Below are 26769 nucleotides of genomic sequence, written 5' to 3'. Positions count from 1 at the left end.
CACGTTAAATCTTACAAGCGCCGCCATCACAATCGCTGTCAGCTGATTTAATAACCTCTTCAAGATCGGCTTGGCTATCCTCTGCACCATCACGGGTATTATGGTAATAAAGCGTTTTTAACCCATATTTATAAGCAAGTAACAAATCTTTCAGTAATTGATTCATTGGAACTTTATTATTTGGGAAGCGGGTTGGATCATAATTCGTATTAGCAGAAATTGATTGATCAATAAATTTTTGCATAATACCAACCAACTGCAAATAACCGTCATTGTTGGGCATTTGCCATAACAGTTCATAATCATCTTTTAAGCGTTCGTATTCAGGTACAACTTGACGCAAAATACCATCTTTGGATGCTTTAATACTGATATGGCCTCGCGGTGGTTCAATGCCATTGGTGGCATTGGATATTTGCGAAGAAGTCTCTGATGGCATCAAGGCGGAAAGCGTTGAGTTACGCAAACCATATTGCTTGATATCTTTGCGTAAAGTTTGCCAATCATAATGTAGCGGTTCAGATGTTAGTGTATCTAATGATTTTTTATAATTATCAATCGGTAAAATACCTTTTGCATAAGTGGTTTCGTTAAACCATGGGCAAGCACCTTGCTCTTTTGCCAGTTCATTAGATGCTTTCAATAAATAATATTGGATAGCTTCAAAGGTTTTGTGGGTCAGATTATTGGCACTACCATCGGAGTAGTGAACGCCATGTTTAGCTAAATAATAAGTATAATTTATGACGCCAATACCTAAAGTACGACGACCCATAGAGCCTTTTTGCGCAGCAACAATCGGATAGTTTTGATAATCGAGCAGTGAATCTAATGCACGCACCGCTAATACCGCCAACTCCTCCAATTCATCTAATGAGGTAATGGCACCCAAATTAAAGGCGGAAAGAGTGCAGAGAGCAATTTCACCATTTTCGTCGTTAACATCATTTAAGGGCCTGGTTGGCAAGGCGATTTCCAGACAGAGGTTTGATTGACGAATTGGCGCAACTCTAGCATCAAATGGACTATGGGTGTTACAGTGATCGACATTTTGAATATAAATACGTCCGGTTGACGCTCGCTCTTGCATCATAAGTGAAAATAGATCGAGCGCTTTAACGCGTTTTTGGCGTATGTTTGCGTCTTGTTCATATTTTAAATATAAACGTTCAAATTCGCTTTGATCAGCGAAAAATGCTTCATATAAGCCGGGTACATCAGAAGGGCTAAAGAGAGTCATTTCTTTGCCTTTGATAAGGCGTTCATACATCAGTTTGTTAATTTGTACGCCATAGTCCAGGTGACGAACACGATTACCTTCAACGCCCCGGTTATTTTTCAATACTAATAGGCTTTCAACCTCTAAATGCCAGAGCGGATAAAATAGCGTGGCGGCTCCACCACGCACGCCACCTTGAGAACAAGATTTTACCGCAGTTTGGAAATGTTTATAGAAAGGGATACAGCCTGTGTGAAATGCTTCACCTCCCCGAATTGGACTACCTAGTGCACGAATATGACCGGCATTAATACCAATACCGGCACGTTGAGAAACATATTTTACAATCGCGCTGGAAGTGGCATTAATTGAATCAAGGCTATCGCCACATTCAATTAATACGCAAGAACTAAATTGGCGAGTTGGGGTACGTACTCCCGCCATAATCGGAGTAGGTAGTGAAATTTTGAAAGTTGAAATTGCATCATAAAAACGATGAATATAGTTTAAACGCGTCTCTTTTGGATAGCGCGAAAAAAGGCAAGCTGCAACAAGGATATAGAGAAACTGGGCACTTTCATAAATTTCACCGCTTACCCGGTTTTGTACTAAGTATTTGCCTTCTAATTGTTTAACTGCTGCATAGGAAAAATTCATATCACGCCAGTGATCCAGAAAACTATCCATCTGCCCGAATTCTTCAGCTGTATAATCTGTTAGCAGATGCTTATCATATTTACCTATTTTAACCATATGCAAAACATGCTGATATAGTGCTGGTGGTTCAAATTGGCCATATGCTTTTTTGCGTAGATGGAAAATAGCTAATCGAGCTGCAAGATATTGGTAATCGGGTGTATTAGCTGAAATAAGATCTGCTGCCGCTTTGATCATAGTTTCGTGAATATCGGACGTTGTGATGCCATCATAAAACTGGATCTGAGAACGTAGCTCTACTTGTGAAACAGATACATCTTTTAGGCCTTCAGCTGCCCAGGTAATGACTTTATGGATTTTATCAAGATCAATGCGCTCTTTATGTCTATCACGTTTAGTGACTAATAGACTTTGGTTCATGGGTAGATACACCTAAAGTTAACTAGCTAAATATTTATCGATCACTGCACTCAATGGTTAATAACAAAATACAAAACGGTGAGCTGTTAATAGCATATTATGTTTGTATTTCGAACTAAAATGGAGAGCAGCAAACACAATATATAGTGTTTGATTGCGTTTATACTAACAAGATAATGGTATTTGCTACTTTTATCAAGTCTATAAAAAATGGGGTTTTTAGCAATAATCCAGCGCTAAATTTTGATAATTGGCCGATAACTCTGTGTGATAATAGAAGAATATTATAATTTATGTTACCGGCAATGGTGAAAAATAAATTTAATAATGACCTACTGACTGCTGCTTTCTTCAGCAAATGTTAACAATTATTAGCATTTGACAAGTGCAACATATAATTAACATCAACATTCGAACCTAACGAAAATTTGTCGCTGATCGGATTATAATGTAATCCGATCATATGTTGTTCTTGTAAAGAGGTTTTATCTATCCAACTGAGTAGCTCTGAAGGTCGAATAAATTTTTTCACATCATGAGTACCTTTCGGAACTATTTTTAAAATATGCTCAGCGGCAATAATTGCCAATAACCAGGCTTTTTTATTACGATTAATAGTAGAAAAAAATACATGACCGCCCGGTTTGACTAATTTTGCGCATGATTGAACAACAGACTCAGGATCGGGCACATGTTCCAGCATTTCCATACAGGTAACGATATCATAAGTTTTAGGGTATTTTTCGGCATGACTCTCAGCGGTTCCCTGTAGATATTTAATCTGTATATTGCTTTCTAATGCATGGAGCTTTGCGACTTCCAGCGGCTCTGCGGCCATATCAATTCCTGTCACCAGTGCGCCTTCTTTAGCCATACTTTCTGATAAAATTCCGCCGCCGCAGCCAATATCAAGTACTTTTTTACCAAACAGACCCTTAGCCTGTTGTAGGATATAGTTTAAACGTAATGGATTAATTCGATGAAGAGGTTGGAATTCACTCGTTTCATCCCACCACCGAGTCGCAAAAGAGCTAAATTTGTCGATTTCAGCTAGATCAACATTTGCCTGGCTGAGCGAATTCTTGTTATTCATCAGAAAATTTACTCCTTAATTTTTTATTAACATAGACTGTATAATGGCATTAGGTCATTATACATGTTTTATTGATCAATATGCGTTTCCTGTTTTTATAAAATGGCGATTTTGTGGTATAATTTTACTCCTTAATGAATAAGGAGTATGAGGGACAGTGGCTCCATGAGTGACATAGCAAGAGAAATTACCCCGGTCAATATCGAAGAGGAGCTGAAAAGCTCTTATTTGGATTATGCGATGTCTGTAATTGTTGGACGCGCCCTTCCAGATGTACGAGATGGATTAAAGCCTGTTCACCGTCGTGTATTATATGCGATGAATGTGTTAGGCAATGATTGGAATAAACCGTACAAAAAATCAGCCCGCGTAGTCGGTGACGTCATCGGTAAATACCATCCTCATGGTGATAGTGCTGTTTATGATGCGATAGTACGTCTGGCACAACCTTTTTCAATGCGTTATATGCTTGTTGATGGGCAAGGTAATTTTGGCTCTGTTGATGGCGACTCTGCTGCGGCTATGCGTTATACCGAAGTACGCATGGCAAAAATTGCCCATGAATTGTTGGAGGATTTAGATAAAGAAACCGTTGATTTTATTCCTAACTATGATGGTACAGAACAGATCCCTGATGTTATGCCAACGCGGGTTCCAAACTTGTTGGTTAACGGCTCTTCAGGTATCGCTGTTGGTATGGCTACCAATATTCCACCTCATAACCTTAGTGAAGTCATTGATGGCTGTCTGGCTTATATCAATGATAAAAATATTAGTATTGAAGGATTACTGGAGTATATTCCAGGTCCTGATTTTCCAACTGCTGCAATTATTAATGGTCGCCACGGTATCATCGACGCATATCGGATGGGATGTGGTAAAGTCTATATCCGTGCACGTGCTAACATTGAAGTTGATGATAAAAATGGTCGTGAAACAATTATTGTCAATGAGATCCCTTATCAGGTTAATAAAGCTCGTTTAATTGAAAAAATTGCAGAATTAGTTAAAGATAAGCGTGTTGAGGGGATTAGCGCATTACGTGATGAATCTGATAAAGATGGCATGCGTATTGTTATTGAAGTAAAACGAGATACAGTGGCGGAAGTGGTACTGAATAATTTGTATTCCCTCACTCAACTTCAAGTCTCATTTGGCATTAATATGGTTGCCTTATGTGATGGCCAACCTAGACTTTTAAACTTAAAAGAAATTCTTGAAGATTTTGTTCGTCATCGTAGAGAAGTGGTCACTCGACGGACTATTTTTGAATTGCGTAAAGCGCGTGACCGGGCTCATATATTGGAAGCCCTTGCCGTCGCATTAGCAAATATTGATCCGATAATTGAACTTATCCGCCAAGCATCAACGCCTCATGAAGCGAAATTGGCTTTGATTGCTCGTCCTTGGCAATTAGGTAATGTTTCTGCCATGTTGGCCAGTGCAGGTGATAACGCTGCTCGCCCTGAATGGCTTGAACCCCAATACGGTGTGCGCGATGGTCAATATTATTTGACCGAACCGCAAGCTCAGGCAATTCTTGATTTGCGTTTGCAAAAATTAACTAGCTTAGAACATGACAAAATATTGGATGAATATAGTGAGCTGCTAAAACTGATTGCCGAATTGCTATATATATTAACCAGCCCAGAACGGTTAATGGAAGTTATCCGTGAAGAGCTAGAAGCTGTTAAAGATCAGTATCGTGATGTCCGTCGCACTGAAATTACTGAAAATAGTGCAGATATTAATATCGAAGATTTAATTACCCAGGAAGATGTGGTCGTTACCTTATCACATCAGGGGTATGTTAAATATCAGCCACTATCTGATTACGAAGCACAGCGACGCGGGGGGAAAGGTAAGTCGGCAGCGCGTATTAAAGAAGAAGATTTTATTGAGCGTTTGTTAGTTGCCAATACCCATGACACAATTCTATGCTTCTCTAGCCGTGGCCGTCTCTATTGGATGAAAGTTTACCAATTGCCGGAAGCCAGCCGTGGCGCACGTGGACGACCAATAGTCAATTTATTACCGTTAGAACAAAATGAACGAATTACTGCAATTTTACCGGTACGTGAATTTGATGATGGTCATTATGTATTTATGGCTACCGCGAGTGGTACAGTTAAAAAGACATCACTAAAAGATTTTAGTCGTCCCAGAAGCGCCGGCATTATTGCAGTTAATCTTAATGATGGCGATGAGCTGATTGGCGTTGATTTGACTGCTGGTAAAAATGAGGTAATGCTTTTCTCTGCTGGTGGTAAAGTTGTTCGTTTTGCGGAAAATGCGGTTCGTTCTATGGGACGTACCGCAACAGGTGTTCGAGGTATTAAGTTACAAACTGGCGATAAGGTCGTTTCGCTGATTGTAGCTCGCGGTGAAGGCGATATTTTAACCGTTACAGAAAATGGTTATGGTAAACGAACCGAGCAGAGTGAATACCCGACAAAATCTCGTGCTACTCAAGGTATTATTTCCATTAAGGTTAGTGAACGTAATGGTAATGTGGTCGGAGCAATTCAGGTAGAAAAAACTGATCAAATCATAATGATCACGGATGCTGGCACCTTGGTGCGTACCCGAGTTGCAGAGGTTAGTATTGTCGGTAGAAATACTCAGGGAGTCACTTTGATTCGTACTGCTGAAGATGAAAAAGTAGTGGGTTTACAACGCGTTGTTGATCCTGAAGAAGAGGAAGATGATAACCAAACGTTAATAGAAGATACAATCAGCGTAAAAGTAGAGCCTGACATCAATAACGTAGAAAATCTTTCGCTTAATGAGTGATCTATTAGTTTTGTCTGAGCGGGCATAGTAGTAAGTGCCCGTTTTTACGCTTTATGTCAATTCGTTATCAGTGATAACTTTTTATTATTTCGCTTATCGTATATGCTTTACCATTGATACACTTCTTTTATAGTTGGGACAGTGTTTGAGATATCTATCTTCATTTAGAACGTCATTGAAAATTTCTCGCTATTTGTTCCGTACTCTCGGCGTTATGCTGTGGGCAATGGGAGCTGTAATCACACTTTTCTATCTATTTAATATCTTTAATGAAGTCAAATCTGATTGATATACATCAACAGTATTCATCTACTTATGACAGTATGGTTGAATATGTGCATTATACGGATAAAACCCTGCGATCAATCCAATATATAGTAAGATAGCCATATCGAAAAATTAGCGGTAGATCCTAATTATACGCCTGTCTTGCCAAAACAACTTAATTTCACCTACTTACCCCTAACGGCAGACGCTGATTGTAGCAAATTGCATGAAACATCAAAGAGTTACTTGGTCGCATTTAATCAATTATTCTCTTTTTTGCGAAATAATATTGTGCCACCACAAGGTTTAAAAACGGTTTTTATTGTTGGCCCAGAAAGTAACTGCATGATTGATTTGGCTATCCGAAACAGTACTACCAGTCTTCAATCGTTAAAAAAAATAATCCATGAAAATATGCGGACTTATATGAGTTTGAGGGCGCAAGGAAGAGAGCAAAATATTTATTGGATCACACCCGCGTCGGGAACTGATAATGGATCTTTCTACCTATTAGCGCCTATTTATGATAAAGGGACTTTGATTGGTCTAATTGGTCTAGAACGTTCAATACGCTTGGAGCAATTTAATTTACGTTATGAAAGGCCAATTAGTACCTTCGTTTTAAATGCAAATAATAGATTAGTATTACATTTTCCGTATGATAGTAATTTAAGATCTGATGATTATGTTTATCAGTTAGAAAACTTTCATTTTGGCTATGATAATGATTTTAATCGATTAATTTATAAAAATCGCTTACTACCTTCGTTATTAAGTGTTGTTTTTTCTGTACCTATTAGTGATATTCATTAATGAATTTAAGCTGTCAATTATAAACTGCATTCTGTTAAATATAATCTCATTTATTTTAATTACTTTTTTGATCTGACTATTAGAAAGGAAGATGTTATTACCGGCAGAAGATAATGCCATTCGTTTAGAAGAACATTAGCAATTTAATCATAAGATAGTGGCGTCGGCGCCGGTTGGTATCATTATTTTATGCCTTATTGATGGTGTTAATATATTGAGTAACGAACTGTCCCATGATTATTTTCGATTATTAAGCTATGATGATAAAATCCGTATCCTATCAATTATTCAAGATAAATCTAGTAGCTATATTGATGTTGTTACTACCAGTCATACCTATTTACAAATAAGTTATGTTATTTCTCGTTATCAAAATAAGGAAGTGGCCATTTGTGTATTGGTTGATATTAGCGCCCGTGTTCAGATGGAAAAATCTTTACATAATATGGCGCAGGCATCATAACCAAGCCAAATCTATGTTTTTAGCAACCGTTAGCCATGAATTACGAACACCACTTTATGGCATCATTGGTAATTTAGAGTTATTGCAATCTTATGAATTACCCATTCAAGCTGATCGCCTTTTGACGACAATGGATCACTCTTCATCATTATTATTAAAAGTAATTAATGATATTTTAGATTTTTCAAAAATTGAATCTAAGCAATTTAATATTGATCCAGCACCGTTTAATTGTCGTGAAGTTTTCTTATTTATTATTTCTAATTATATTCCGCTGATAGGTAAAAAGGGTCTTTCGATTTATTACTATATTGATCCCAATGTGCCCGATATTATGAATGCCGATTCGGTTCGAGTACAGCAAATTATTTCTAATATTCTCAGTAATGCGATTAAATTTACAAAAACTGGTTTTATTCTGTTAAATATTTTCATAAGAGATTTTTATATTTATATTGAAATTAGGGATACGGAGATTGGCATGCTCGATAATATATTAATGCAACTTTTTGATCCTTTCTTTCAGATTAAAGTTAATAATGAGAGTTTTTCCCAGGGAACTGGTTTGGGGTTACCTATTTGTGAAAAATTAATTAACTTAATGGATGGCGATATTGAAGTTAACAGTCAGTTTGGTATAGGTAGTAGTTTTACCGTTAGGTTACCTTTGTTTGATAGTGAATATGGGGTTTGTCGCCACCCAGAATATCGGCAAAATTTTCGTATCGGACTGTATTTTTTAATCATTATTTGTGAGATTATCTACAACTTATTTAGACTACAATGGCTTTAAGATAACGACAGTTTGCAATGAACACAGTAAAGATAAAATATATGATTTGATTATTACTGATTATGAAGGCTTGGTGGCTGAAAGTAAATTTACACTTAAGCTATTTTCAACTTTTATCGGTGAACCCCAGGAAAATGCGAAAAATGATTGGTTTCATAATACTTACTAACTTGATAAATTAGATGGTTTTATTGATCAATTAGTGATGGAAAATGGTGAGCAGTAGGTTGTTAATCCATCTTCAATAATGTCGCTACCAGATAAAAAATTATGTTTTCTTCTAACGGTATTGATTGTTGATGATCATCCAATTAATCGGAGTTTACTGGCTGATCAGCTGAAATCAATAGGCTTTAATATAGTACTTGCTGAAGATGGGCTAATCGCTTTGGATTATGTTCGACAAAATAATATAGATTTTATTGTTTTGACAGATGTAAATATGCCTAATCTCGATGGCTATGGTTTGACAAAGTTAATTAGAGAAGAAGGTTATGCGATACCGATCGTTGCTTTAACGGCTCTAATGCTATGGCAGAAGAAAAGCAGCGTTGTTTAAGTGTAGGAATGTAGGAATGGATGATTGTCTATCCAAACCGGTTACATTAAAAAAATTAAAGCAATCGCTGTTGAAGTGTTGCGATATTAGTATATTAGCAAAACAAGAAAATAATGATTAAATACTATTTTAATATTCAAATGATTATTAATTTATTAATAAACAGAATGGAAAACCGATTAACCTTATTCATTGCCCATAAGATTAGGATCAATCAGTTTTTTATTTGTATCATATTACTAGTTAATTTCTTTCTCAATTGTGACTGAAGAAAGATAATTTAATAATGCTATATCATTTTCAACGCCGAGTTTTAACATAGCCGACTTTTTTTGGCTGCTAATTGTTTTAATACTTCGATTAAGTTTTTTTTGCAATTTCGGTGACTAAAAAACCTTCCGTAAATAAGCGCAACACTTCACTTTCTTTTGGCGATAAACGTTTATCGCCATAACCATTCGCATTAACTTTCTCCAATAATTTCGATACATTTTCAGGAGTGAATTTTTTTCCTTTTTGTAAGGCTGATAATGCCTTTGATAAGTCAGCAGGAGTGCCTTGTTTCAATACGATACCTTCAATATCCAAATCTAACACAGCACTAAGTATTGCGGGATTATTATTCATGGTAAGAACAATTATTGATAGTTTAGGGTAATGGCGTTTAATGTATTTAATTAATGTAATTCCATCACCGTATTTATCACCGGGCATCGAAAGATCAGTAATTAGAATATCTGCTTTAAGTTTGGCTATATTATTGATAAGAGATGTGGAATCTTCAAATTGACCAACCAAATTAATTCCCTCGATTTGCTCAAGAGATTTTCGTATACTAAATAGTACAATAGGATGATCATCAGCGATAATGACATTAAGGTTATTCATTTTATTGGTTGCCCTCTGGCATTAGTTTTTTGATAAAGATATCAATATCTCTAATGCTATTTAAAATCTCAAATTCATTATTATCTGCTATGTGTTGTTCTAATTGCTCACATGCTTTTTTAAGAAGCTCAAAGTTCAGCATAGCAAAAATACCTTTTAGTCTATGTGCTATATCTTTTAGTTTTTTTAAGTTACCTTTTTTTTGGTTAGTATACAGCTTATTAATATCTATTAGGTACTGTAGTAAAGAATAAATTACGATAGTCATTATCAGAAAGCTCTTTTTTATAATCCTCAAGGATTATAAGGTTTGAATTATTGTTATGATTGATGATAGTAAATATTTATTTATCGGTTTATTCTTGCTCCGCAATCAAATTATCTTCGATTAAGATAGAAATTACATTAATAAATTCATCATTAAAATTGAAATTACATTTTATCAAATTTTGTTTTACTACTCTATAATTAATAATATTATCAACAAGGTAAATTGTCTGTTTATTATATTCTTTTTTATGATCATTTATAAATAATTTATAGGATTAATGACATCTATTTTTAGATATATAAGAATAATTAGCTACATAAGTCATTAAATGCTACTGGATAATTTTATGAATTTTAGGGTTTCTAATATCAAGAAGTATATTAATACCATCAAGAAGTAGTAATGATTTGGAACTTTGTTCATGTTCTAATTCTAAGGGCAATGTCACTGTATAATGAGAACCGATTCTAACTTTACTTTTTATGAAAAATTCACCTTTCATACGGTAACATAGCTGATGACATAGATAAAATGTCATTCCTGAATTGGATAGGGTTCCGTCATTATTTGTTGAACTAGCAAAAGGCATGTGGATATTTGCCAGATCCATAGTATTAAGTCCTATACCGCTATCAATAATCTCAAGGGATAGACGTTTATTTACATAGTTTACTATAACAGTAATTTTGCCAAAATTAGTTGTATTGATTGAATAACTCAATAGAAGTGAAATTATTTTTAATAAAGTGTTATTATTTGTGGTGATGTGTTGTTCATAATTTAAATTATTATGATAGTAAAGTGAAAGACCTTTGTTGATAAGCAGTGATACTTTTTCTTTTAGTATTTTATTCATTATCTCAGCGATTGAGACAGGTTTAAATTCATTTGGTTGCTCTAATTTCCATTCACCAGATTCAATGGTATTAAGTAAAGCAATATTATCTATCCAGTTAACAATATAATGTGTTCTAATTAATGATTCATTAATTAAATATTTTATGTTGTGATTATCAGCGGTTTCTTTGATTTGGTTAATGAGACTATTAATTTCTATAATGGGAGTATGGATCTCTTTACACATGTTAGACAACATTGAACGTCGGATTTGAATATTTTTTTCAGGCTCATGTTTAGCCATTAGTAATTTTTTATTTGTTAGTGCTTCTTTATCTTGATCATGAATAAAAAATATATAAGTATTATCTAATAATTGATTATTAAGTAATTTTATTTCATAAATAGTATCTTCAATTGAAATTTTAATAGCCCCATGATGCTGGATTGCCATGTCACGAATACGTATCAAGTCCATATGAGGTAAAAGTAATTCAGCTATTCCATTACTCATAATTTTGCGATTGGTTGTGAAATTATAAAGTAGAAAACCAATAGGAATATTTGAAATAATATAGTTGCTAATTATGTTTGTAATTTGTATCTCGTGAAACATATTTTGGTTAGGGGCAACAAAACGTGTCCTGATATACAAGCTGCCAACAATAGAGATGGTTGTAAAAAAACAAATGGCGATTATGGCCCACAAATTATTATATAAAAGATCCCACAAGATATCTTTAATTGGTAATTGATATACTAGCCGGTAAGTTGTTCCGGGTATGGGTTGGGTAAATTGTAGTGAGAGACCATTAAATTCAATATCAACTAGGTTTCCATTGTTGTGTATTATGTTCATTTGAAAAGGTAATTGATAAATATTCAGGATTAATATTTTTTGAGAGTAATAAATTTATCGGTAATTCAAAAGTTATAATGGTAGTTAATTGGCCTGGTGAGTTGAACATCGTGCGGTAAGTATAATAGTATGAATTATCAGGTCGTGTACGATGAATATTTGACAAGCTTTCTCGTTTTGTCTATAGCCGATGATAATGTCAACATCTCAGAGCGTTTTTCTTCTGCGGTTAAAGTTAAATAACTCTCTTTGTAGCGAATCTCTGGTTTTAGTATCGAATGAGTAGTTACCAGTAAAAGTGTATTATCAGGACCATTGAGATAGTATATTGAACTATATTCATTTTTAGCGCCCCAGATTATGCCCATATAGTTAGATAATTTATAGGCCAGATTAATTTAGTATTATTTTGTCTGCCAAAAATAATGGCATCGACATGACGCTCCTAGTTATTGATCCAAAAAATATCAGGGCGCAATTTTATGGGTAAGGGGGTATCACTCTTAGTTTCATCCTCGCCATCGTTTGCAATGTAATAGAGTTGACTTGCGTAATAACGGTAATCTTCAATTTCATATTCAAGCTGTTTAGTGATGTTACTGAGCGCATTTTGACTATTATTGATCCAATTATGAAAGTAATTGTAGGCAAAGAGAAATAACAATAACTCAAGCGAGCTGATAAACATTATAAAAAAGCGAGTTAGCGATGAAAGTTGTAAAGTTAGTTGTTTATAATCCATTGGTAGAAGAGGCGCCTTTTTATTAAACATGAAGAAAAAATTAGTGTGTTGATTACTATTTAAACAATTTCGTCTTATTATTTTAACAGGTAATTTCGGATAGTATAATTTTTAATGCTCAAACTTTGAGCAAATGATGAAAAAAATAGTATTTTTTATATTAAGCTCTAGACAAGGTCATCACATTTCGCCATAATTCCGCGCGATGGAAGGATGGCCAAGCGGTCGAAGGCAGCGGTCTTGAAAACCGCCGATGGGAAAACATCCTAGAGTTCGAATCTCTATCTTTCTTTACGCCAAATTCGCCGGCTTAGCCCAGTTGGTAGAGCAACTGACTTGTAATCAGTAGGTCACCAGTTCGACTCGGGTAGCCGGCACCAATTAAGTCAAAGGCTACTCAGTTTATCCCATAGCGCCTTTTAGGTAAGTGGGATATTTCTGGGGTGCTTTTATAGCATAAGTTCCTATTTATTACCGCTGCTCTATTGAGTAAACCAGTATATCTTTGAAATATTTGGTTTAATTTCAATATAATCCACATTAGTAAAAATAGTGTTTGCTGCCTAAAATAGCTGCTCAATCGCTTAAAATCTTGTAAATGAAATTTTTTAATATTTTAATTTGATTTTAGAAAGCATATTAAACAATTCTTATTTTTAACCTTATCGTAAAAGAAGAAGCGGTATAAACAAAAGTGATGTAAGTAATATTGTTATGATCATTTGTGGTAATTTCACTGTTTGTTTTGGTGCGTAGCTTTGATATTTATATCCCCGTAATCGACAAGACTATTTTCATCAAAGCATAATTTTTCTTCAATTTTGTCATCATAATGACATACCGTAACCAGGCCATTTTGGTTATAAATATATTCATCCGCGACTTTATCATTAGTGGTCACACTAGCAAAAGAATATAATTGAATAAGAGAGAAATAATGGATAACATTTTCACGCAATTTTTCCTTTTTTTTCCTTTTTTTTTAACCTAACAATAAACAAAATATCTCTATCAACAATAAATTATGCATATCGATTAATTTTAGATTATTTTATTGCTCTTATATATAAGATAGTTTACGTTGATTATTTGCTTGTAATTTAAATATTTGACAGAGTCAGATTAATCAAGTTTTATATTTAATGTAGTTGATATTGTCAGCGTAAATATTATTAAATAAATTCATGGTAATATACGGTATAGCATTAGAAGTGGTAGCTTAATTTAGAAATTTAATGTGGATTTTTATCGATAAAGGTAAAAGATTAACATAATTAAATAATTGTATATTTCTAATTGGATTGATTTAAATAAAATAATTTCTTATGTTTGTTAATAACAAAATAGCTATAAAATATATTTTAGCTTATTCAAAATAATTTAATTTTTTAGAAAAATTTTTAAAAAATGAATTTATTTTTCTAATGCTGATAGTTTATAGTATCACTAGGCTAATTTTTTTATAATATTACAATTTATGATGCTGGTCTTTACTATAAAGATCAGCTATTCATACGATGTTTTATATTTTTGCTATTCATTTTATAATTAATTTAATAATCTGCTTACCCGACAAAATAGACACTATCAAGCCTAATATTTTAATTAGTTTTGCTGTTTCTTTTTTTTCTTTTGCTGCCGAATTATTGACACTATTATAGAGTTTAAAATCAAACCAAGAGATATGAGATATTTCGTCAGTAGAAACAAGAATATTTAAATCTTTTATCTTGTTAGGATATACATTTGTAAATTCTAATAACATCGTATTCTTGTCTCGATAACCGGACATAAGGGGAAAGAAAGAGATATATTTATTTGGTTCTTCTTTTTCGCTTGGATCGGATAATCCGCTGATAATGCCAATATAAACTTTTTTTGAAGAGAGGTTTATTAATACTGGACGCTTAGGTGTTGACTCAAGAGCATCAAGTAACATTGTAGTCAATAGTATCATTCGATAATGTTTTTCTCAGTACTCTCGCATTTTTAGCTTGGCATATATTATTGTAAGTCGCTAAATGTTTTTTTACTGTAAAAATAGCCAAGTATATAGTTTTTTACCCAAACAAAAAAATGTATATCCATGAAAATAAAATTTATGTGACTGATAATAATGTTAACAATGCATAGATATGATCATTTTTTTATCACCAGTAAGGGTAAAATTTTTTACAATCAAATCTATCAGATGAAAGTTTAGCAAGAAGAATTTAATTAATACGCCAATTATCGTAGTGCAAAAAAGCAAAAAGTACCATAAGTAGCTACTTTTAAGTATAAAAGCTGTCCATCTTGCCTATGTAATCTAAAGTAGTGGTAGGGATTTAGCGCTATCATAATATAGCCGCTAACTAAAATGGGAATAAGTAGTAATGCTAACAAGCTATTTCCTTGTACTGGTTTTTTTCTGTTTTACAATCAAGCTAGCCATTTTTTGGATTTCTTTTACTTCGGGTAATGCGGCAATTTCATTAGAGGGGATATAAGCGGCACCGCTTTTGTCAACTCGTACAAATGCGGAAATTTTATCATTTTGTCTTTTACTCATTTTTTGATGATCACTCGGAAAGTATCTGGTAATCCAATTCCGTAATGTTGACCTAATAATCACCTATGAACACAGACTGTTTATCAGTTAATTGATTACTTGTTTGATGGTTTAAGCATTAAACAGTATTATATACTTTTTGCCGTTAATTTGTATACCGTCCAGTCATGACAATTAAATTTATAGCAACTTATTAACTTCTGCCGTATTAATAATGATTTGGTATATTAAATAAAATACTGCAAACAACATATATAATTTTATTGCTGATTGCATAGTAGGATAGGATACAGCTAGTAGTAATTGAGTAAAATACGTTGGATTGTTTTGCTTATTAAAATAGGTTGTTAAAACTATCAGATTTGGCAGGGCGCTGTTATAAAGCTTTTTCAGCCATAATTTTTCATTTAGCTATTAGTAGGGCGATGATGTTTTTAGTAGTTAATTTATTGCCTTAGCGTTGTTTAATCTTGAAATGAGAGTTTGGTTGGCTAAATGGTTAAATGAATAATTTGCTTATGTCATTAGCTAAATGTTTTGGTCCTGTAAGTTACTGAAAAGGCCAGAAAATTATTTTCTATATCCATTTTTCATTTGTTATTTATTATTTGTTATTAGATCAGATCAATTACATTTTTGTAATTTAGAGTATTAAGCCTGTGATGGATATCATATTAATTAGTTTTCAGATCAATATTTAAGCAAATTTGTGTTATGTTTCGTTTCCCGCAGCAATTGATTGACGTTATATTTTATATATTTGTCTTACATCATTATTTTTTCCTGTGTATTTTGGCCAGCTTAGCTGGTTTTTTTTCTTTCTGTCCTGCAATGGTGGTAAGTTCATTTATGGCAATGAAATAAAATAGACAATAAATTAAAACGATTATTCAGCTGGTTATTGACCACTCAGCAGGATTGTCTGAATCAAAATTATTGGTCATTCATTAGCAAGTGAATTTTGTGTCAATTTTATCCTAATTTTACCCTACGTAAATTTTAGGCACAAAAAAACTAATCATAACTGATAGGTTTTCTTGGTAAATCCTGGTCGGCATGAGAGGATTTAAACCTCCGAATAAATCCTCCACACAGGTTATATACCATGCTTGTTTAAAATTATTTTTATAGAAATTAAGGTCTGCTAGCGTGTATTATACATTCAGTAAGTTTTTGAGGATTACTGAATAATACTTCATGGCTTCCTGGTAATTCAGTAAAACGATAAATATTTAGATGATTGCTAAATTTAGGGTGCCAGCCATATTCACCAACAGGAAGAGCATTATCTGTTGACGCATATATTATGCTGCGAGGAATTGATAGTAATTCAAATGTTTTTAGCGGTACTTTATCGTAATGACTTGCAGCCTAACATGGGGACCAAAAATTATCATAAACTTCCTTTGTTTTTTCTAATTCAACATCACCAATAAATAACTCTCTAAAAATATCAAAAGGGAGCATTATTTTATTATCAATGGTTATTTTTTCCCATATTTCGTAAAAAATAGGTGGGTACATGTCATAAAGTGATTCTCCATCACGTAAAACAAATGCATTATGAAAGATCAAACGCTTTATACGAGATGATTCTATTTCTGCTAGTCGTTGTACAATAGTTCCACCAAAATTGTGTCCTAAGAGACAACTAAATTTTTTAAATTGTGCCGTCTTACATATTCAACAATAGAATGGACACAATCAGCATGGCTTGCTCTATAATTAGCGTGTGGTCCATGTCCTGCTATGGTTGGAGTATGAACATCTAAACCTTGATTACGTAATATTTTTGCAATATCATTCCACGCACGCCCATCATGCCAAGAACCGTGTATTAAAAGATAAGTATATTGCATAATTCATTACTCCTACGACTTAAAGTCGAATGTGATTAATAATTTTAAATTCAAAATAGAAAATTAACTAACAAACAGCATCTTTATTTCTGTGCATTACTCCACACGGTTATTAGTGCCTGCTTTTAGCCACATTAGGTGAGGTGGTTCTTTAGTTACCACTGCTAAATGAAAAGGATTTATCAATGACTGATAAAAAAGTTGTGACAGAAAGTGTTTCAGAGCAAAAGTATATGTCTGCAAAGGTTGTTAGGCCAACAGAACAAAATGAATTGTCCACATCAAAAAACTCAGAGAGTGATAATAAAAGTAAGGATTAATAGCGATGAAGCGAGGAGAAATTACAGATAGAATTCCTTATAGTAATTTTCGGTTCAGCCATTGTGATAGAATGTAATCTTTTCTTCTTTGGTGTATTGGTAACTGTTCTTTCCGCTATTCAGGTTCAGTGTCTAAATTGTTTTTCCATACATGAAAGTCAGATACTACTAATGAACAACAGGGAGCAACAATTTAATTGAACACTGAAGAGAAATAGGTAACTTGGACATAACTAGTTGTCCCGTTAGCTTTGGTAATTCCCCTTATATCAGTTTTTAATTAGCTGAATAAGAAAACAAAGAAGCCACCATAAGGAAAATGTTATCTTTTTCATTTTATTCTCAAATTAAGCGGTATTAATTTAAACGCTATTTTAATTAATTAAAAATTTTGAGAATTGATTTATATGAAGTCTTTGATGCGATCGACTCATGAAAAAGCAGAAAATCACGAATAATTATCGGTCATTTTACCACTGATAAATTTCAGGGACAAAAAAACGGATCATAACTCATTGGTTTTCTTAGTAAATATTGGTAGGCATGAGAGGATTTGAACCTCCGACACCCCATGACGGTGCGCTACCAGGTTGCGCGCTACATGCCGATATAGGCTCCGACTATACTACCGTTTTTTTGGTTAAAATCAATAGCAAGTACTACGACCGCTTGATTTTTAAGCATTAATTAGTATTAAAACGGGTAGATTCGGCAAAAGCTCTTAGCAGTTGAGTTAAATCAGGTTTTTCATCTGTTATTTTATTGCCTTTATCATCAAAAATATAAACCTCCCCATTTTGATTAAGGTAAAGCGTTTTATCAGTAAAGTTAATAATCAGTACTTGTTCATCACCTGATAGAACCCAGGGTTGGTTGCGTTTAGGGGTAAAAAGATCTTCGCCTTGAGAATAGTCTTCTGGTGAATTATCAACATAAAGTAAACGCTGCATTAAGGTGGTCATAATATCTTGATGACTGGTTAGCTTATTAATTTGCTGTGGCGGGGTATTAGGCCAATATACCCATAAAGGCACCTTCATTTGTTTAAGATTAAATTTACCGTTAGTGAGCCATTTTGTTGTTTCATGAGTTTCTGTATTGCTACTATGATTTGCCATAATGACGACAACGGTATTGTTTAACATATTTTTTTGTTTTAGCGCATCAAGTATGCGTTTAATCTCATGATCTAATTGTAACTTATTGTCACTTTGCGATTTATGATTATCAAAACCATTAAGATTAAGAAAAGAAAACCACCGATTCTGGTTTTCTATGCTATCTAGCCATTTTAGCCATTCATTGGTAGTTTGATAATCATTACCGGCAGTATTTTCGGGTAACGAATAATCTGCCAGAATTGCATGACGGAATAATGGTGAGCTAAAACCATTCGATGAAAACAGACCAAATTGGTAGTTTTGATATTTTAATGCTCCAATTAGGGCGGAAGGTTTTCTGCTATTAAGTATACTATCCAAATAACTAGGCGATAAACCGTAGAATAGGCTAAATAGCGCGCGTTGATTTTGGATACCGGTACTGATATGTTGATTAAATTGCGTACTGATTGATTTTACAGTATTCAAGGCTGGCATACCTTCAGTGGTATCTTGATAGTTAAGATTATTAACGACCAGTAGTAATAAATTATACTTTGGTGCTTGTTTTTGATAGCTAAGTGGTTTGAGTGGATATTCAATAGAGAGTGCTGAAGGGTTGCCTTCTTGTTGTATCTTGCGTTGATATTCCACTTGATCAAGATAACCATAGCGTTCAAGAAATTTTCTCGCTGTCATTGGATGAGATAGGGGATAATTAGCTCGTTGCATAGTTATTGGGCGATAAAAATTTGCATCAGCCCAAATATACATTAAATGTGAAGCAACAAATGCTGTGATGAAGATACCTGCCAAGGGTTTAGTGAATCGTTGACGGTTTAGGCTGCGTAATTTTTGCCAACTCCAGGTAGCAAATAACATCTCAATTAAAAAAATGAGTGGCACACAAATAAACATCAACTGCCATTCTCGTGCCATTTCGCCGTTTTTAGGATTTATTAATAATTCCCACAGTAGTGGTGTTAAGTGGAGGTTATAGCGCGAAAAAAACGCAATATCAAAAATGAGAAGAGTCAGTATGGTTGTGGTAAGGATGGTGTATAGAAATCTTAGTAGTCGCTGTGAACCAATAATGAAAGTAATAGGAAAGATGATTAGAAGATAACAGGCAAAAATAACAAAGCTAAAATGCCCAAGCCAGCTAACAATAGCATAAATACGGCCGAATAGCGTAGCCGGCCAATCAAAAACAAACAGATATCGGCTACTTAATACTAAATTGAGTACTATATTGAATAACGTAAACCAGTGTCCCCAGCTTATCATTTGGGAGACTTTTTCACGATAGTTTCGAGAGTTGGTCACCATGTAATATTTTATCTGCTAAATTAGTGAATTTTTTCTTCATTAACAGAAGCAAGTAACGCTTGAGCTAAAGATTCTGCAATAGTTTTATGTTGAGTCAGTGTAACAGTTGTATTAATTAAGTTTGCCACCATATTACCTAATACTATCAATGATAGATCAGTTGGAGCTTTATATTTTTCTAATACCTTGACTAATTCTAGGAGTAGATGTTCAATTTGCTCATCACTATAACGGGATGATTGTGGCATAATAAAAATCCTGAATGAATAAAGCTTTATATTTTAGCGTATTATTGTGTTTTTTGCTGTAGCTGTTTTGTATAATTTAACTGGATAATTTCATTTAGTAACATTTTAAATTGACCGGTTTCCATAAGTTACAAATCTTATTATATGCCCATAATACAAAAATGTTATATCAATAGATATCAATTTAGCCGCCGGAAAAAGTTATCGATGTTTGAATACAATTGATCTTTATGCCATAAAGAAAATAAGGAGTAAATGATGAGTCTGGATATTTGCCAGATTGCTTTACATCAGTTGATCAAACGTGATGAACAAACACTAGAAGTTATGCTGCGTGATTCTTTATTAGGCACAGATAATATAGTGCAAGAAATGATGGCAGAATTGCATCGAATTTATGGCGCTAAAAATAAAGCTTTTGCCACTTTTAATCAAGCGAGTGAATTAGCTGAATCATTAGTGGCTTTGAGAAAAGGAGATGAAAACTTTTTGGGATTTAGCCGTGCGGCTACTATTCATTTGCGGGATGAATTGGCAAAATATCCGTTTGCATGAAGGTGGGGTGGTACTGTTTTGTCAATATCGTTATTTGGCGGTAGAATTACTTATTGATAGCTGTATTAAATAGCTGTAATAGTATGTTTGTTAATGATAATCTGGAATTGAATACTATTCATTATCTTGATATTCCGCATGTTGATATTGTTGCTCGCATAGACTTGACAGAATGGGAAAGAAATCCTGCTTCTGAACGTTATTTAACTTTTTTAAAGGGCCGCGTCGGGCGTAAAGTATCTGATTTTTTTTATGGATTTCCTGTCAGCTAGCGAAGGCATGAATGCTAAAATACAGAATAAAGGATTGCTGCAAGCCGTGAATGATTATTGTGATTCGTCTGAGTTAAACCAGGCAGCCACACAAGAATATCGCTAGCAAGTTTATCGCTATTGTAATGAGCAGCAACAGGCCGGAGAAGAAATTGAATTAAAGTGTTTATAAAAGAGTTACCTGCTTTAGGAGAGCAGAATTTTGCTGAATTTACGCAACAAAATGGTTATCAATTGGCAGAAAGTTTTCCACCAGATCGTACGACTCTCAAACAATTAACCAAATATTCAGGTAGTGGTGGTGGCTTGACCATTAACTTTCATGCTTTGTTACTTGATGAGCGTATTTTTGGGGATCCGGCAACAGATACGTTAACAATTAAAGGTACACCACCAAACTAGAGCGTGGCAAGAAAAGCCGTTGATGATGGTAAAACAAATAACGCCGCATAAGCGGCGTTATTGATAATTGGCTTGGTAAAAAAGTGCAATTTTGCGTAATTAAACCCGCAAGAAATCGATATGGGTTAGTTTAGGCTTAAACGGATGACGTTGAACCGCTTGTACTTTAACTTTGGTTTTTTCCCCACCAACCACCAGTGTTAATACTTCATAAAACTCTGGCTTGCTTTCTTGGTTGATAATTTCATCATGGCTGAGTTCAATAGAAACGGGTTCCTGATGACCACCATAGACGATAGCCGGTAATTTGTTATCTTTACGTAGGCGGCGGCTCGCACCCTTACCCTGCTCTTTACGGATTTCTGCATTAATCGTTAGCATGATTTGTTCTCATAATATAAAAAGATTCTGCGACAGGCGACCCAGTGGCAGATCCGATAATAAAAACTTGTTAGTGATTGCTAATCAAGCGGGTAGCATTTTAGCGAAAAAAATGCTCTACAGCAATGAAAAAGATGTCCTAATTTTAGGGCATTGATATTCATTTCAGTAAAAACAGCGATATAGTAAATACAAATGGAAATCATGTTGTTAATAGAGGTCGTCAGCCAGACGATACTTTCCTTGGTAGTCAAAAATTTTTTCTCTTATTTGCCAAAACTGGCTTTTTTACGTGCGATAACAAAGTTAGGATGACGTAATGATCTCTTTTGACTAGAATATCGGCTGCAGTTTGCCATTGGAAAGGAAGGCCTGGAGCTCGCTGGTGTAGCAATAGAAAACGTTGTTCAAATACTTTGCGCTGAGCTGGGGTTGTTAATCGAAACAGTTTTGAGACGCTGCTACCATCTTCATCATAGTAAGCGGCTTTTAACCATTCTCCTTTCTTATAACATCCGGTAGTCAGTTGCATGCCACCGCAACGAAGGATCAGGGAATTTTTCAATTTTAACGCCGCTTTTAACATATCATCTGGATCAACTAAAATTGCCTGACATTGATGATAACGTCATGCTGCAATGTAATTTTCAGCATTGCAGTTGGGACATTGTTTAAAACGAAAGCGAAATTCACACTGTTTTTTTGCCCATTATGCTTTTCTTCCCAGCCTTGGCATCGACGGCCGTAATGTTCAATGATTTGACCGTCTGGATCGCTTTTCCCCCAAAATAGATTAGCAAAATGACAAAGTGGGCAAAAAACCTGAACTGGTATGTTTTGTGGATCACTTTTAGGGCTGCCAACTTCTGGCATATAAAGATCATGGGGATTTCCTGCATAATCAAGAATCGTACACTGGCTTTTGTTAGGAAATAATATTAATCCGCGACCAATTATTTGTTGATAGAGACCAACTGAGTCAGTTGGGAGTAAAATCGCAATCAGATCGACATGAGGAGCGTCAAAACCTGTGGTTAAGACAGAAACATTAACTAAATAGCGAATTTTTTGCGCTTTAAAGGCATCAATAGTTTTTTCACGGACCATTGTCGTCGTTTCTGCGCATATTAATGCAGCATCATCATTAGGTAATAATGTCAAAATTTCTTTGGCATGTTCAACGGTAGCGGCGAAGATCATACAGCCCTGACAGGAATGTGCATATTTGATAATTTGCTGAATAATCAGGGGAGTGACTCTATGCTTACGTTTAATTGTCTGATCCAAATCAGCGTGATTAAAAATACCCGTTTGGCTTATCTGCAATTGACTAAAATCGTATTGAATAACCGGCATATCTAGACGTTTAGGTGGTACAAGATAATGGTTTTTTATCATATACCTTAACGGTAGTTCATAAATACAATCACGAAAAAAACAGTTATCCATCACCTTTTATCATACCATGGTAGTGATACTGATATATCCAGTCTTCAGACAGACGATAAGGTGTTGATGTTAATCCCAAAACACATAAATTAGGATTATTGTGTTGTAATTTTTGAATGATTTGTTGATCTTGACCATCGTTATTTAAACTGATACGATAACATTCATCGATAATTAACAGTGAAAAAGAAGTATTAAAATCAGCTAAATTTTTTGCCACAGATTGTACGCTAGCAAAAATAACTTTATTTTCATTTTGTTTTTTATTAAGTCCGGCGGCATAAATGTCGGCGGTTAACCCGTGTGCTTGATATTTATTATGGTTCTGTTCAACTAATTCTTTTACATGGGCTAATCGGGCTAATTCAGCAATAACTAGACTTTTTCCTGCGCCAGTAGGTAACACAATAACCGCAGGTTGTTTATGGCGACGAAAATAATTTATCGCTGCATTAACGACCTTTTGTTGATATGGTCTTAGAGTAACTATCATGATTATTAACTTAAATATTAAAAATAAATAACAAATAGAGTGGTAATTTTTGTTAATTTATATTGAAGTAATCTATATTAAAAATAAAATCTACTGTATCAAGCTATATCTTCTCTAACAAGTTGTTGGTATAATTAATTGCGTTATAGTTATCTGCGTTATTTATTATCTGCGTTATTTATTATCTGCGTTATTTATTATCTGCGTTATTTATTATCTGCGTTATTTATTATCTGCGTTATTTATTATCTGCGTTATTTATTATCTGCGTTATTTATTATCTAGATTATTCTAAAAGCAATTATTGTAATTATCCAATGATTTAACATAGTAATACATATGCATTCTAACCCTTTCATATACATTTAAAAATCATGATATGACTTGATAAGTTTTTATCTCAACAACTAACAATTAGCCGTGACTTGGTTATACGAGAATTACGGGCAGGAAAAGTTATGGTTAATAATGAAGTAATAAGAACAGGTTCTCATCAAATTACGCCTGAAATGGTAGTTAGTTATGAAGATATAGTATTACAACATATTATTGGCCCACGTTATTTTATGTTGAATAAACCGCAAGGTTATGTTTGTTCGACGGCAGATAATGTTAACCCAACAATTTTATCTTTTATTGATGAGCCAGTTATAACAAAATTACATATTGCCGGGAGATTAGACATAGATACAACCGGCTTAGTAATTATAACTGATGATGGTAAATGGACATATAAAATTATCTCGCCAAAGCATCATTGTGAGAAAACTTATCTTGTCACATTGACACAACCGATTTCGACTGAGGTAGCAGATAAGTTTTTAGCAGGTATATGGCTTAAAGGTGAAAAATTACCCACAAAGCCAGCCAAATTAGCGATAGTTTCATCAATGCAGGTGCGTTTGACAATTAGCGAAGGCCGGTATCACTAAGTCATAAGAATGTTTGCCGCGGTGGGTAATCACGTTTGCTCGCCTCACCATGAGCGTGTTGGTGGTATTTATCTTGATCCGGCATTAGGGGCTGGTGAATATCGTTCTTTAACGAAAGAAGAAATAAAAACTATTTAAATTATATTTTTACTTGCTCGATTTGGGAGTATGTTAGTATGCAACTTCAGGGTTCATCTTATTTCAGCCTAATTCTGATTTTAGGCCTTATATCCATGTTGATGCCATTAGCCATTGACATGGATTTGCCTAGTCTGCCATCGATTGCAAAAAGTTTTAATGTTGATACCGGCCAAGTTCAGATGACCTTAAATAGTTATATTTTTGGCTTTGCAATAGGTCAACTGTTTTATGGCCCAATGGCTGATAGTATAGGTCGTAAGCCAGTGATATTAGGCGGCGTAATTATTTTTGCGATTACTTCAGCAATTTGTGCTTTAGCCAATAATATTGAGCAATTTATTTTTGTTCGTTTTTTACAAGGATTATCGGCAGTGGCAGCCAGTGTTGTCATCACTGCTTTGATGAGAGGTATGTTTAGTAGCGATGAATTTTCACGAAGCATGTCTTTTGTTTTGCTAGTTATGACGATCGTGCCATTATTAGCGCCGATCTTAGGTGGTATGTCGATGATTTGGTTTTCCTGGCACGCCATCTTTTGGATTATTTCCATAGCTGCAATCATAGGGGTAGGGGCGTTATTAGTTACTTTTTTATTCAAGAAACGTTGTCTAAGGAAAAAAGAAAAAAATTTCATTTACGTAATACGATAAAACAACTTTTTACCTTTTTTCGTGCTAGACAAGTCTTCTGTTATATGCTCGCTAGTGGATTTTCCTTTGCTGGGTTGTTTTCATTTTTAAATACCTGGCCGTCGTTTGTCTATATTGAATTAAATGGGGTTTCGCCGCAGCATTTTGGCTATTATTTTGGTTTAAATATTGTTTTTTATTTTTACTGACCACTTCTTAATAGCCGTTATGTACGCCATTTTGGCGCATTAAAAATGTTACATATGGGCTTAACATTGCAATTCATTATGGGAATGTGGCTGATCCTCAGTACTATATTGGACTTAGGTTTTATTCCTATGATATTTGGTGTTGCTGTTTATGTTGGTAGTATTGCTATGATCTCTTCTAATACAATGTCTGTCATTTTAGATAATTATCCTCATATTGCTTGCGGGCACAGTTTCATCTTTAGTTGACACAATACGTTTTGGTATCGGTGCATTTTTTGGTTATTTGCTTTCTTGTTTTAAAACAACCACAGCGTGGTCGATGGTAGGATTTATGGGGTTATGTGTTTGTCTTGCAATGGGGGGTTTGTGTTGCTGGCTAATTACAGTAAAGACTAATGTGATTAGGATTATTTATCTATTTAATAAAGAAATAAATTTCATTAGTGTTTTATCGTTATTTAAATACTTTATTAATATGAAATCAATGTAATTTCTTATCTTTTACTTCGATAACAATCACAATTTAGATAGGCTCAATTCATGAGCCAATCAATTTATTAATTATTTTATTTTATCTTTCATTACTGCTTAATTTTAGCTAATTATCTGATATATGGCTTTTTTATAAAGAATTAAATAAAATAATACAGTTTTACTATTGAAAGATAATATGCTTTATTGATTTTTAACAGATTTTATTTTGTTTAAGCTAAATTTTTATATTAGAATAACAAAAATATATAATATTTATATGATGTAAAATACCAGGGCAAGTATAAAATAGCTTGATAAGTTAGTATGTTAAGTTATTTTTACTTAAATAGAAAAATAATATAATTAATTACAATATAGGTTTTTTAGTGGGTAATTTAAAGTTATCTGTCATTCATCGTTTGCCACAAAATTATCGATGGTTAACAGGGCATACAGGTGAAAAAATCGAGGTAATGTCTGATAATATATCCAGCCCCGAGTCTAATATATTAATTGGCTTTAAGGTACTTTGCTATGATATTAGCGATAATTTGGCGGTATTAAAGTATTTAAGTTCAGCTTTAGATGAAATACAAATTGCTAATGATTTGCTTGAATGGCAAGGTCAAGTTTGCCTTTTTATTCGTTATGAAGATGAAAGTTTAGCGATTTGTCATTTTAAAACAGTGGGTGTGTTGCTATTGCGGAATCAATAACGCTACCATCTCGTTATTATTCTTATTAAATA

At 34.0% G+C, this 26769-nt stretch carries 18 protein-coding genes, 3 tRNA genes and 6 pseudogenes; 9 read left to right on the top strand and 18 right to left on the bottom strand.

From position 1 onward, the window contains the following. Positions 1-4: 4 nt before the first annotated feature. Positions 5-2296 (bottom strand): class 1a ribonucleoside-diphosphate reductase subunit alpha, encoded by a 2292-nt coding sequence (nrdA, locus tag ARADI_RS05435; protein WP_119711386.1) that lies wholly within the window; start codon positions 2294-2296, stop codon positions 5-7. Between the two features lie 361 nt (positions 2297-2657). Next, positions 2658-3389, bottom strand: coding sequence for a bifunctional 2-polyprenyl-6-hydroxyphenol methylase/3-demethylubiquinol 3-O-methyltransferase UbiG (gene ubiG / locus ARADI_RS05430; protein WP_119711385.1), 732 nt, complete (start codon positions 3387-3389; stop codon positions 2658-2660). A gap of 165 nt (positions 3390-3554) precedes the next feature. On the opposite strand from ubiG, the gene gyrA reads away from it, so the two are divergent. Both gyrA and rcsC read left to right on the top strand, forming a co-directional pair. Next, entirely contained in the window at positions 3555-6182 is a 2628-nt protein-coding gene (gene gyrA, locus ARADI_RS05425) for a DNA topoisomerase (ATP-hydrolyzing) subunit A (protein ID WP_119711384.1), read from the top strand. Positions 6183-6327: 145 nt separating this feature from the next. Next, a pseudogene (gene rcsC, locus ARADI_RS21575) lies at positions 6328-9198 on the top strand (two-component system sensor histidine kinase RcsC). A gap of 118 nt (positions 9199-9316) precedes the next feature. Here the strand turns inward: rcsC and rcsB are convergent. From rcsB to ARADI_RS05375, 7 genes and pseudogenes are all read right to left on the bottom strand, one after another. Next, positions 9317-9965 (bottom strand): annotated as a pseudogene (gene rcsB / locus ARADI_RS05395) (response regulator transcription factor RcsB). Between the two features lies 1 nt (position 9966). Next, positions 9967-10233: an Hpt domain-containing protein gene (locus ARADI_RS05390; protein WP_119711380.1), complete on the bottom strand. Its 267-nt coding sequence runs from the start codon at positions 10231-10233 to the stop codon at positions 9967-9969. Between the two features lie 88 nt (positions 10234-10321). Then, positions 10322-10495 (bottom strand): hypothetical protein, encoded by a 174-nt coding sequence (locus tag ARADI_RS20690; protein ID WP_119711379.1) that lies wholly within the window; start codon positions 10493-10495, stop codon positions 10322-10324. A 72-nt stretch (positions 10496-10567) separates the two neighbouring features. Next, positions 10568-11689: an ATP-binding protein gene (locus ARADI_RS05380; RefSeq protein ID WP_500782315.1), complete on the bottom strand. Its 1122-nt coding sequence runs from the start codon at positions 11687-11689 to the stop codon at positions 10568-10570. 208 nt (positions 11690-11897) lie between these two features. After that, on the bottom strand, positions 11898-12098 hold the full coding sequence (locus ARADI_RS22115) for a hypothetical protein (protein WP_500782169.1): 201 nt from the start codon (positions 12096-12098) through the stop codon (positions 11898-11900). Next, positions 12070-12324: a hypothetical protein gene (locus ARADI_RS22110; protein ID WP_500782313.1), complete on the bottom strand. Its 255-nt coding sequence runs from the start codon at positions 12322-12324 to the stop codon at positions 12070-12072. The genes ARADI_RS22115 and ARADI_RS22110 overlap by 29 nt, the downstream gene beginning before the upstream one ends. A gap of 53 nt (positions 12325-12377) precedes the next feature. Further along, positions 12378-12674, bottom strand: a complete 297-nt coding sequence (locus ARADI_RS05375; RefSeq protein ID WP_119711377.1) for a hypothetical protein — start codon at positions 12672-12674, stop codon at positions 12378-12380. A gap of 207 nt (positions 12675-12881) precedes the next feature. Between ARADI_RS05375 and ARADI_RS05370 the strand changes: the two genes are divergently transcribed. Both ARADI_RS05370 and ARADI_RS05365 read left to right on the top strand, forming a co-directional pair. Beyond that, a tRNA-Ser gene (locus ARADI_RS05370) sits at positions 12882-12966 on the top strand. A 12-nt stretch (positions 12967-12978) separates the two neighbouring features. Further along, positions 12979-13054, top strand: a tRNA-Thr gene (locus tag ARADI_RS05365). Between the two features lie 353 nt (positions 13055-13407). Here ARADI_RS05365 and ARADI_RS05360 read toward each other — a convergent pair. The 4 genes from ARADI_RS05360 to ARADI_RS05345 form a co-directional block, all read right to left on the bottom strand. Continuing rightward, on the bottom strand, positions 13408-13632 hold the full coding sequence (locus tag ARADI_RS05360; protein WP_119711376.1) for a hypothetical protein: 225 nt from the start codon (positions 13630-13632) through the stop codon (positions 13408-13410). A gap of 579 nt (positions 13633-14211) precedes the next feature. Beyond that, on the bottom strand, positions 14212-14613 hold the full coding sequence (locus tag ARADI_RS05355) for a hypothetical protein (RefSeq protein WP_147392366.1): 402 nt from the start codon (positions 14611-14613) through the stop codon (positions 14212-14214). A gap of 447 nt (positions 14614-15060) precedes the next feature. Beyond that, positions 15061-15225, bottom strand: coding sequence for a hypothetical protein (locus ARADI_RS05350; RefSeq protein WP_182853100.1), 165 nt, complete (start codon positions 15223-15225; stop codon positions 15061-15063). A gap of 1640 nt (positions 15226-16865) precedes the next feature. After that, the gene (locus tag ARADI_RS05345) at positions 16866-17084 is read right to left on the bottom strand and encodes an alpha/beta fold hydrolase (RefSeq protein ID WP_202864181.1); all 219 of its coding nucleotides are present in this window, start codon (positions 17082-17084) and stop codon (positions 16866-16868) included. 185 nt (positions 17085-17269) lie between these two features. Between ARADI_RS05345 and ARADI_RS19485 the strand changes: the two genes are divergently transcribed. Further along, the gene (locus ARADI_RS19485; protein WP_255420612.1) at positions 17270-17404 is read left to right on the top strand and encodes a hypothetical protein; all 135 of its coding nucleotides are present in this window, start codon (positions 17270-17272) and stop codon (positions 17402-17404) included. A gap of 535 nt (positions 17405-17939) precedes the next feature. Here the strand turns inward: ARADI_RS19485 and ARADI_RS05340 are convergent. From ARADI_RS05340 to ARADI_RS05330, 3 genes are all read right to left on the bottom strand, one after another. After that, positions 17940-18011: transfer RNA gene (locus ARADI_RS05340), tRNA-OTHER, on the bottom strand. A gap of 76 nt (positions 18012-18087) precedes the next feature. After that, positions 18088-19833 (bottom strand): LPS biosynthesis-modulating metalloenzyme YejM, encoded by a 1746-nt coding sequence (gene yejM / locus ARADI_RS05335; RefSeq protein ID WP_119711374.1) that lies wholly within the window; start codon positions 19831-19833, stop codon positions 18088-18090. A 20-nt stretch (positions 19834-19853) separates the two neighbouring features. Then, the gene (locus ARADI_RS05330; protein WP_119711373.1) at positions 19854-20081 is read right to left on the bottom strand and encodes a DUF1414 domain-containing protein; all 228 of its coding nucleotides are present in this window, start codon (positions 20079-20081) and stop codon (positions 19854-19856) included. A gap of 258 nt (positions 20082-20339) precedes the next feature. On the opposite strand from ARADI_RS05330, the pseudogene yejK reads away from it, so the two are divergent. Further along, positions 20340-21310 (top strand): annotated as a pseudogene (gene yejK / locus ARADI_RS05325) (nucleoid-associated protein YejK). 99 nt (positions 21311-21409) lie between these two features. Here yejK and rplY read toward each other — a convergent pair. Next, a complete protein-coding gene (gene rplY, locus ARADI_RS05320) occupies positions 21410-21691 on the bottom strand; it encodes a 50S ribosomal protein L25 (protein ID WP_119711372.1) in 282 nt (93 codons plus the stop codon). 210 nt (positions 21692-21901) lie between these two features. Further along, a pseudogene (gene radD / locus ARADI_RS05315) lies at positions 21902-23633 on the bottom strand (DNA repair helicase RadD). A gap of 383 nt (positions 23634-24016) precedes the next feature. On the opposite strand from radD, the pseudogene rsuA reads away from it, so the two are divergent. From rsuA to ARADI_RS05300, 3 genes and pseudogenes are all read left to right on the top strand, one after another. Next, positions 24017-24703: pseudogene (gene rsuA / locus ARADI_RS05310) on the top strand (16S rRNA pseudouridine(516) synthase RsuA); the annotation flags it as partial. Between the two features lie 38 nt (positions 24704-24741). Next, positions 24742-25905, top strand: a pseudogene (locus tag ARADI_RS05305) (Bcr/CflA family multidrug efflux MFS transporter); the annotation flags it as partial. A 502-nt stretch (positions 25906-26407) separates the two neighbouring features. Further along, positions 26408-26737 (top strand): YejG family protein, encoded by a 330-nt coding sequence (locus ARADI_RS05300; RefSeq protein ID WP_182853099.1) that lies wholly within the window; start codon positions 26408-26410, stop codon positions 26735-26737. Positions 26738-26769 lie beyond the last annotated feature (32 nt).

The organism is Arsenophonus endosymbiont of Aleurodicus floccissimus (genome assembly GCF_900343025.1).
GTDB lineage: Bacteria > Pseudomonadota > Gammaproteobacteria > Enterobacterales > Enterobacteriaceae > Arsenophonus.
The sequence above is the reverse complement of the archived record's forward strand: the minus strand, read 5'-3'. Positions and strand labels throughout refer to the sequence as shown.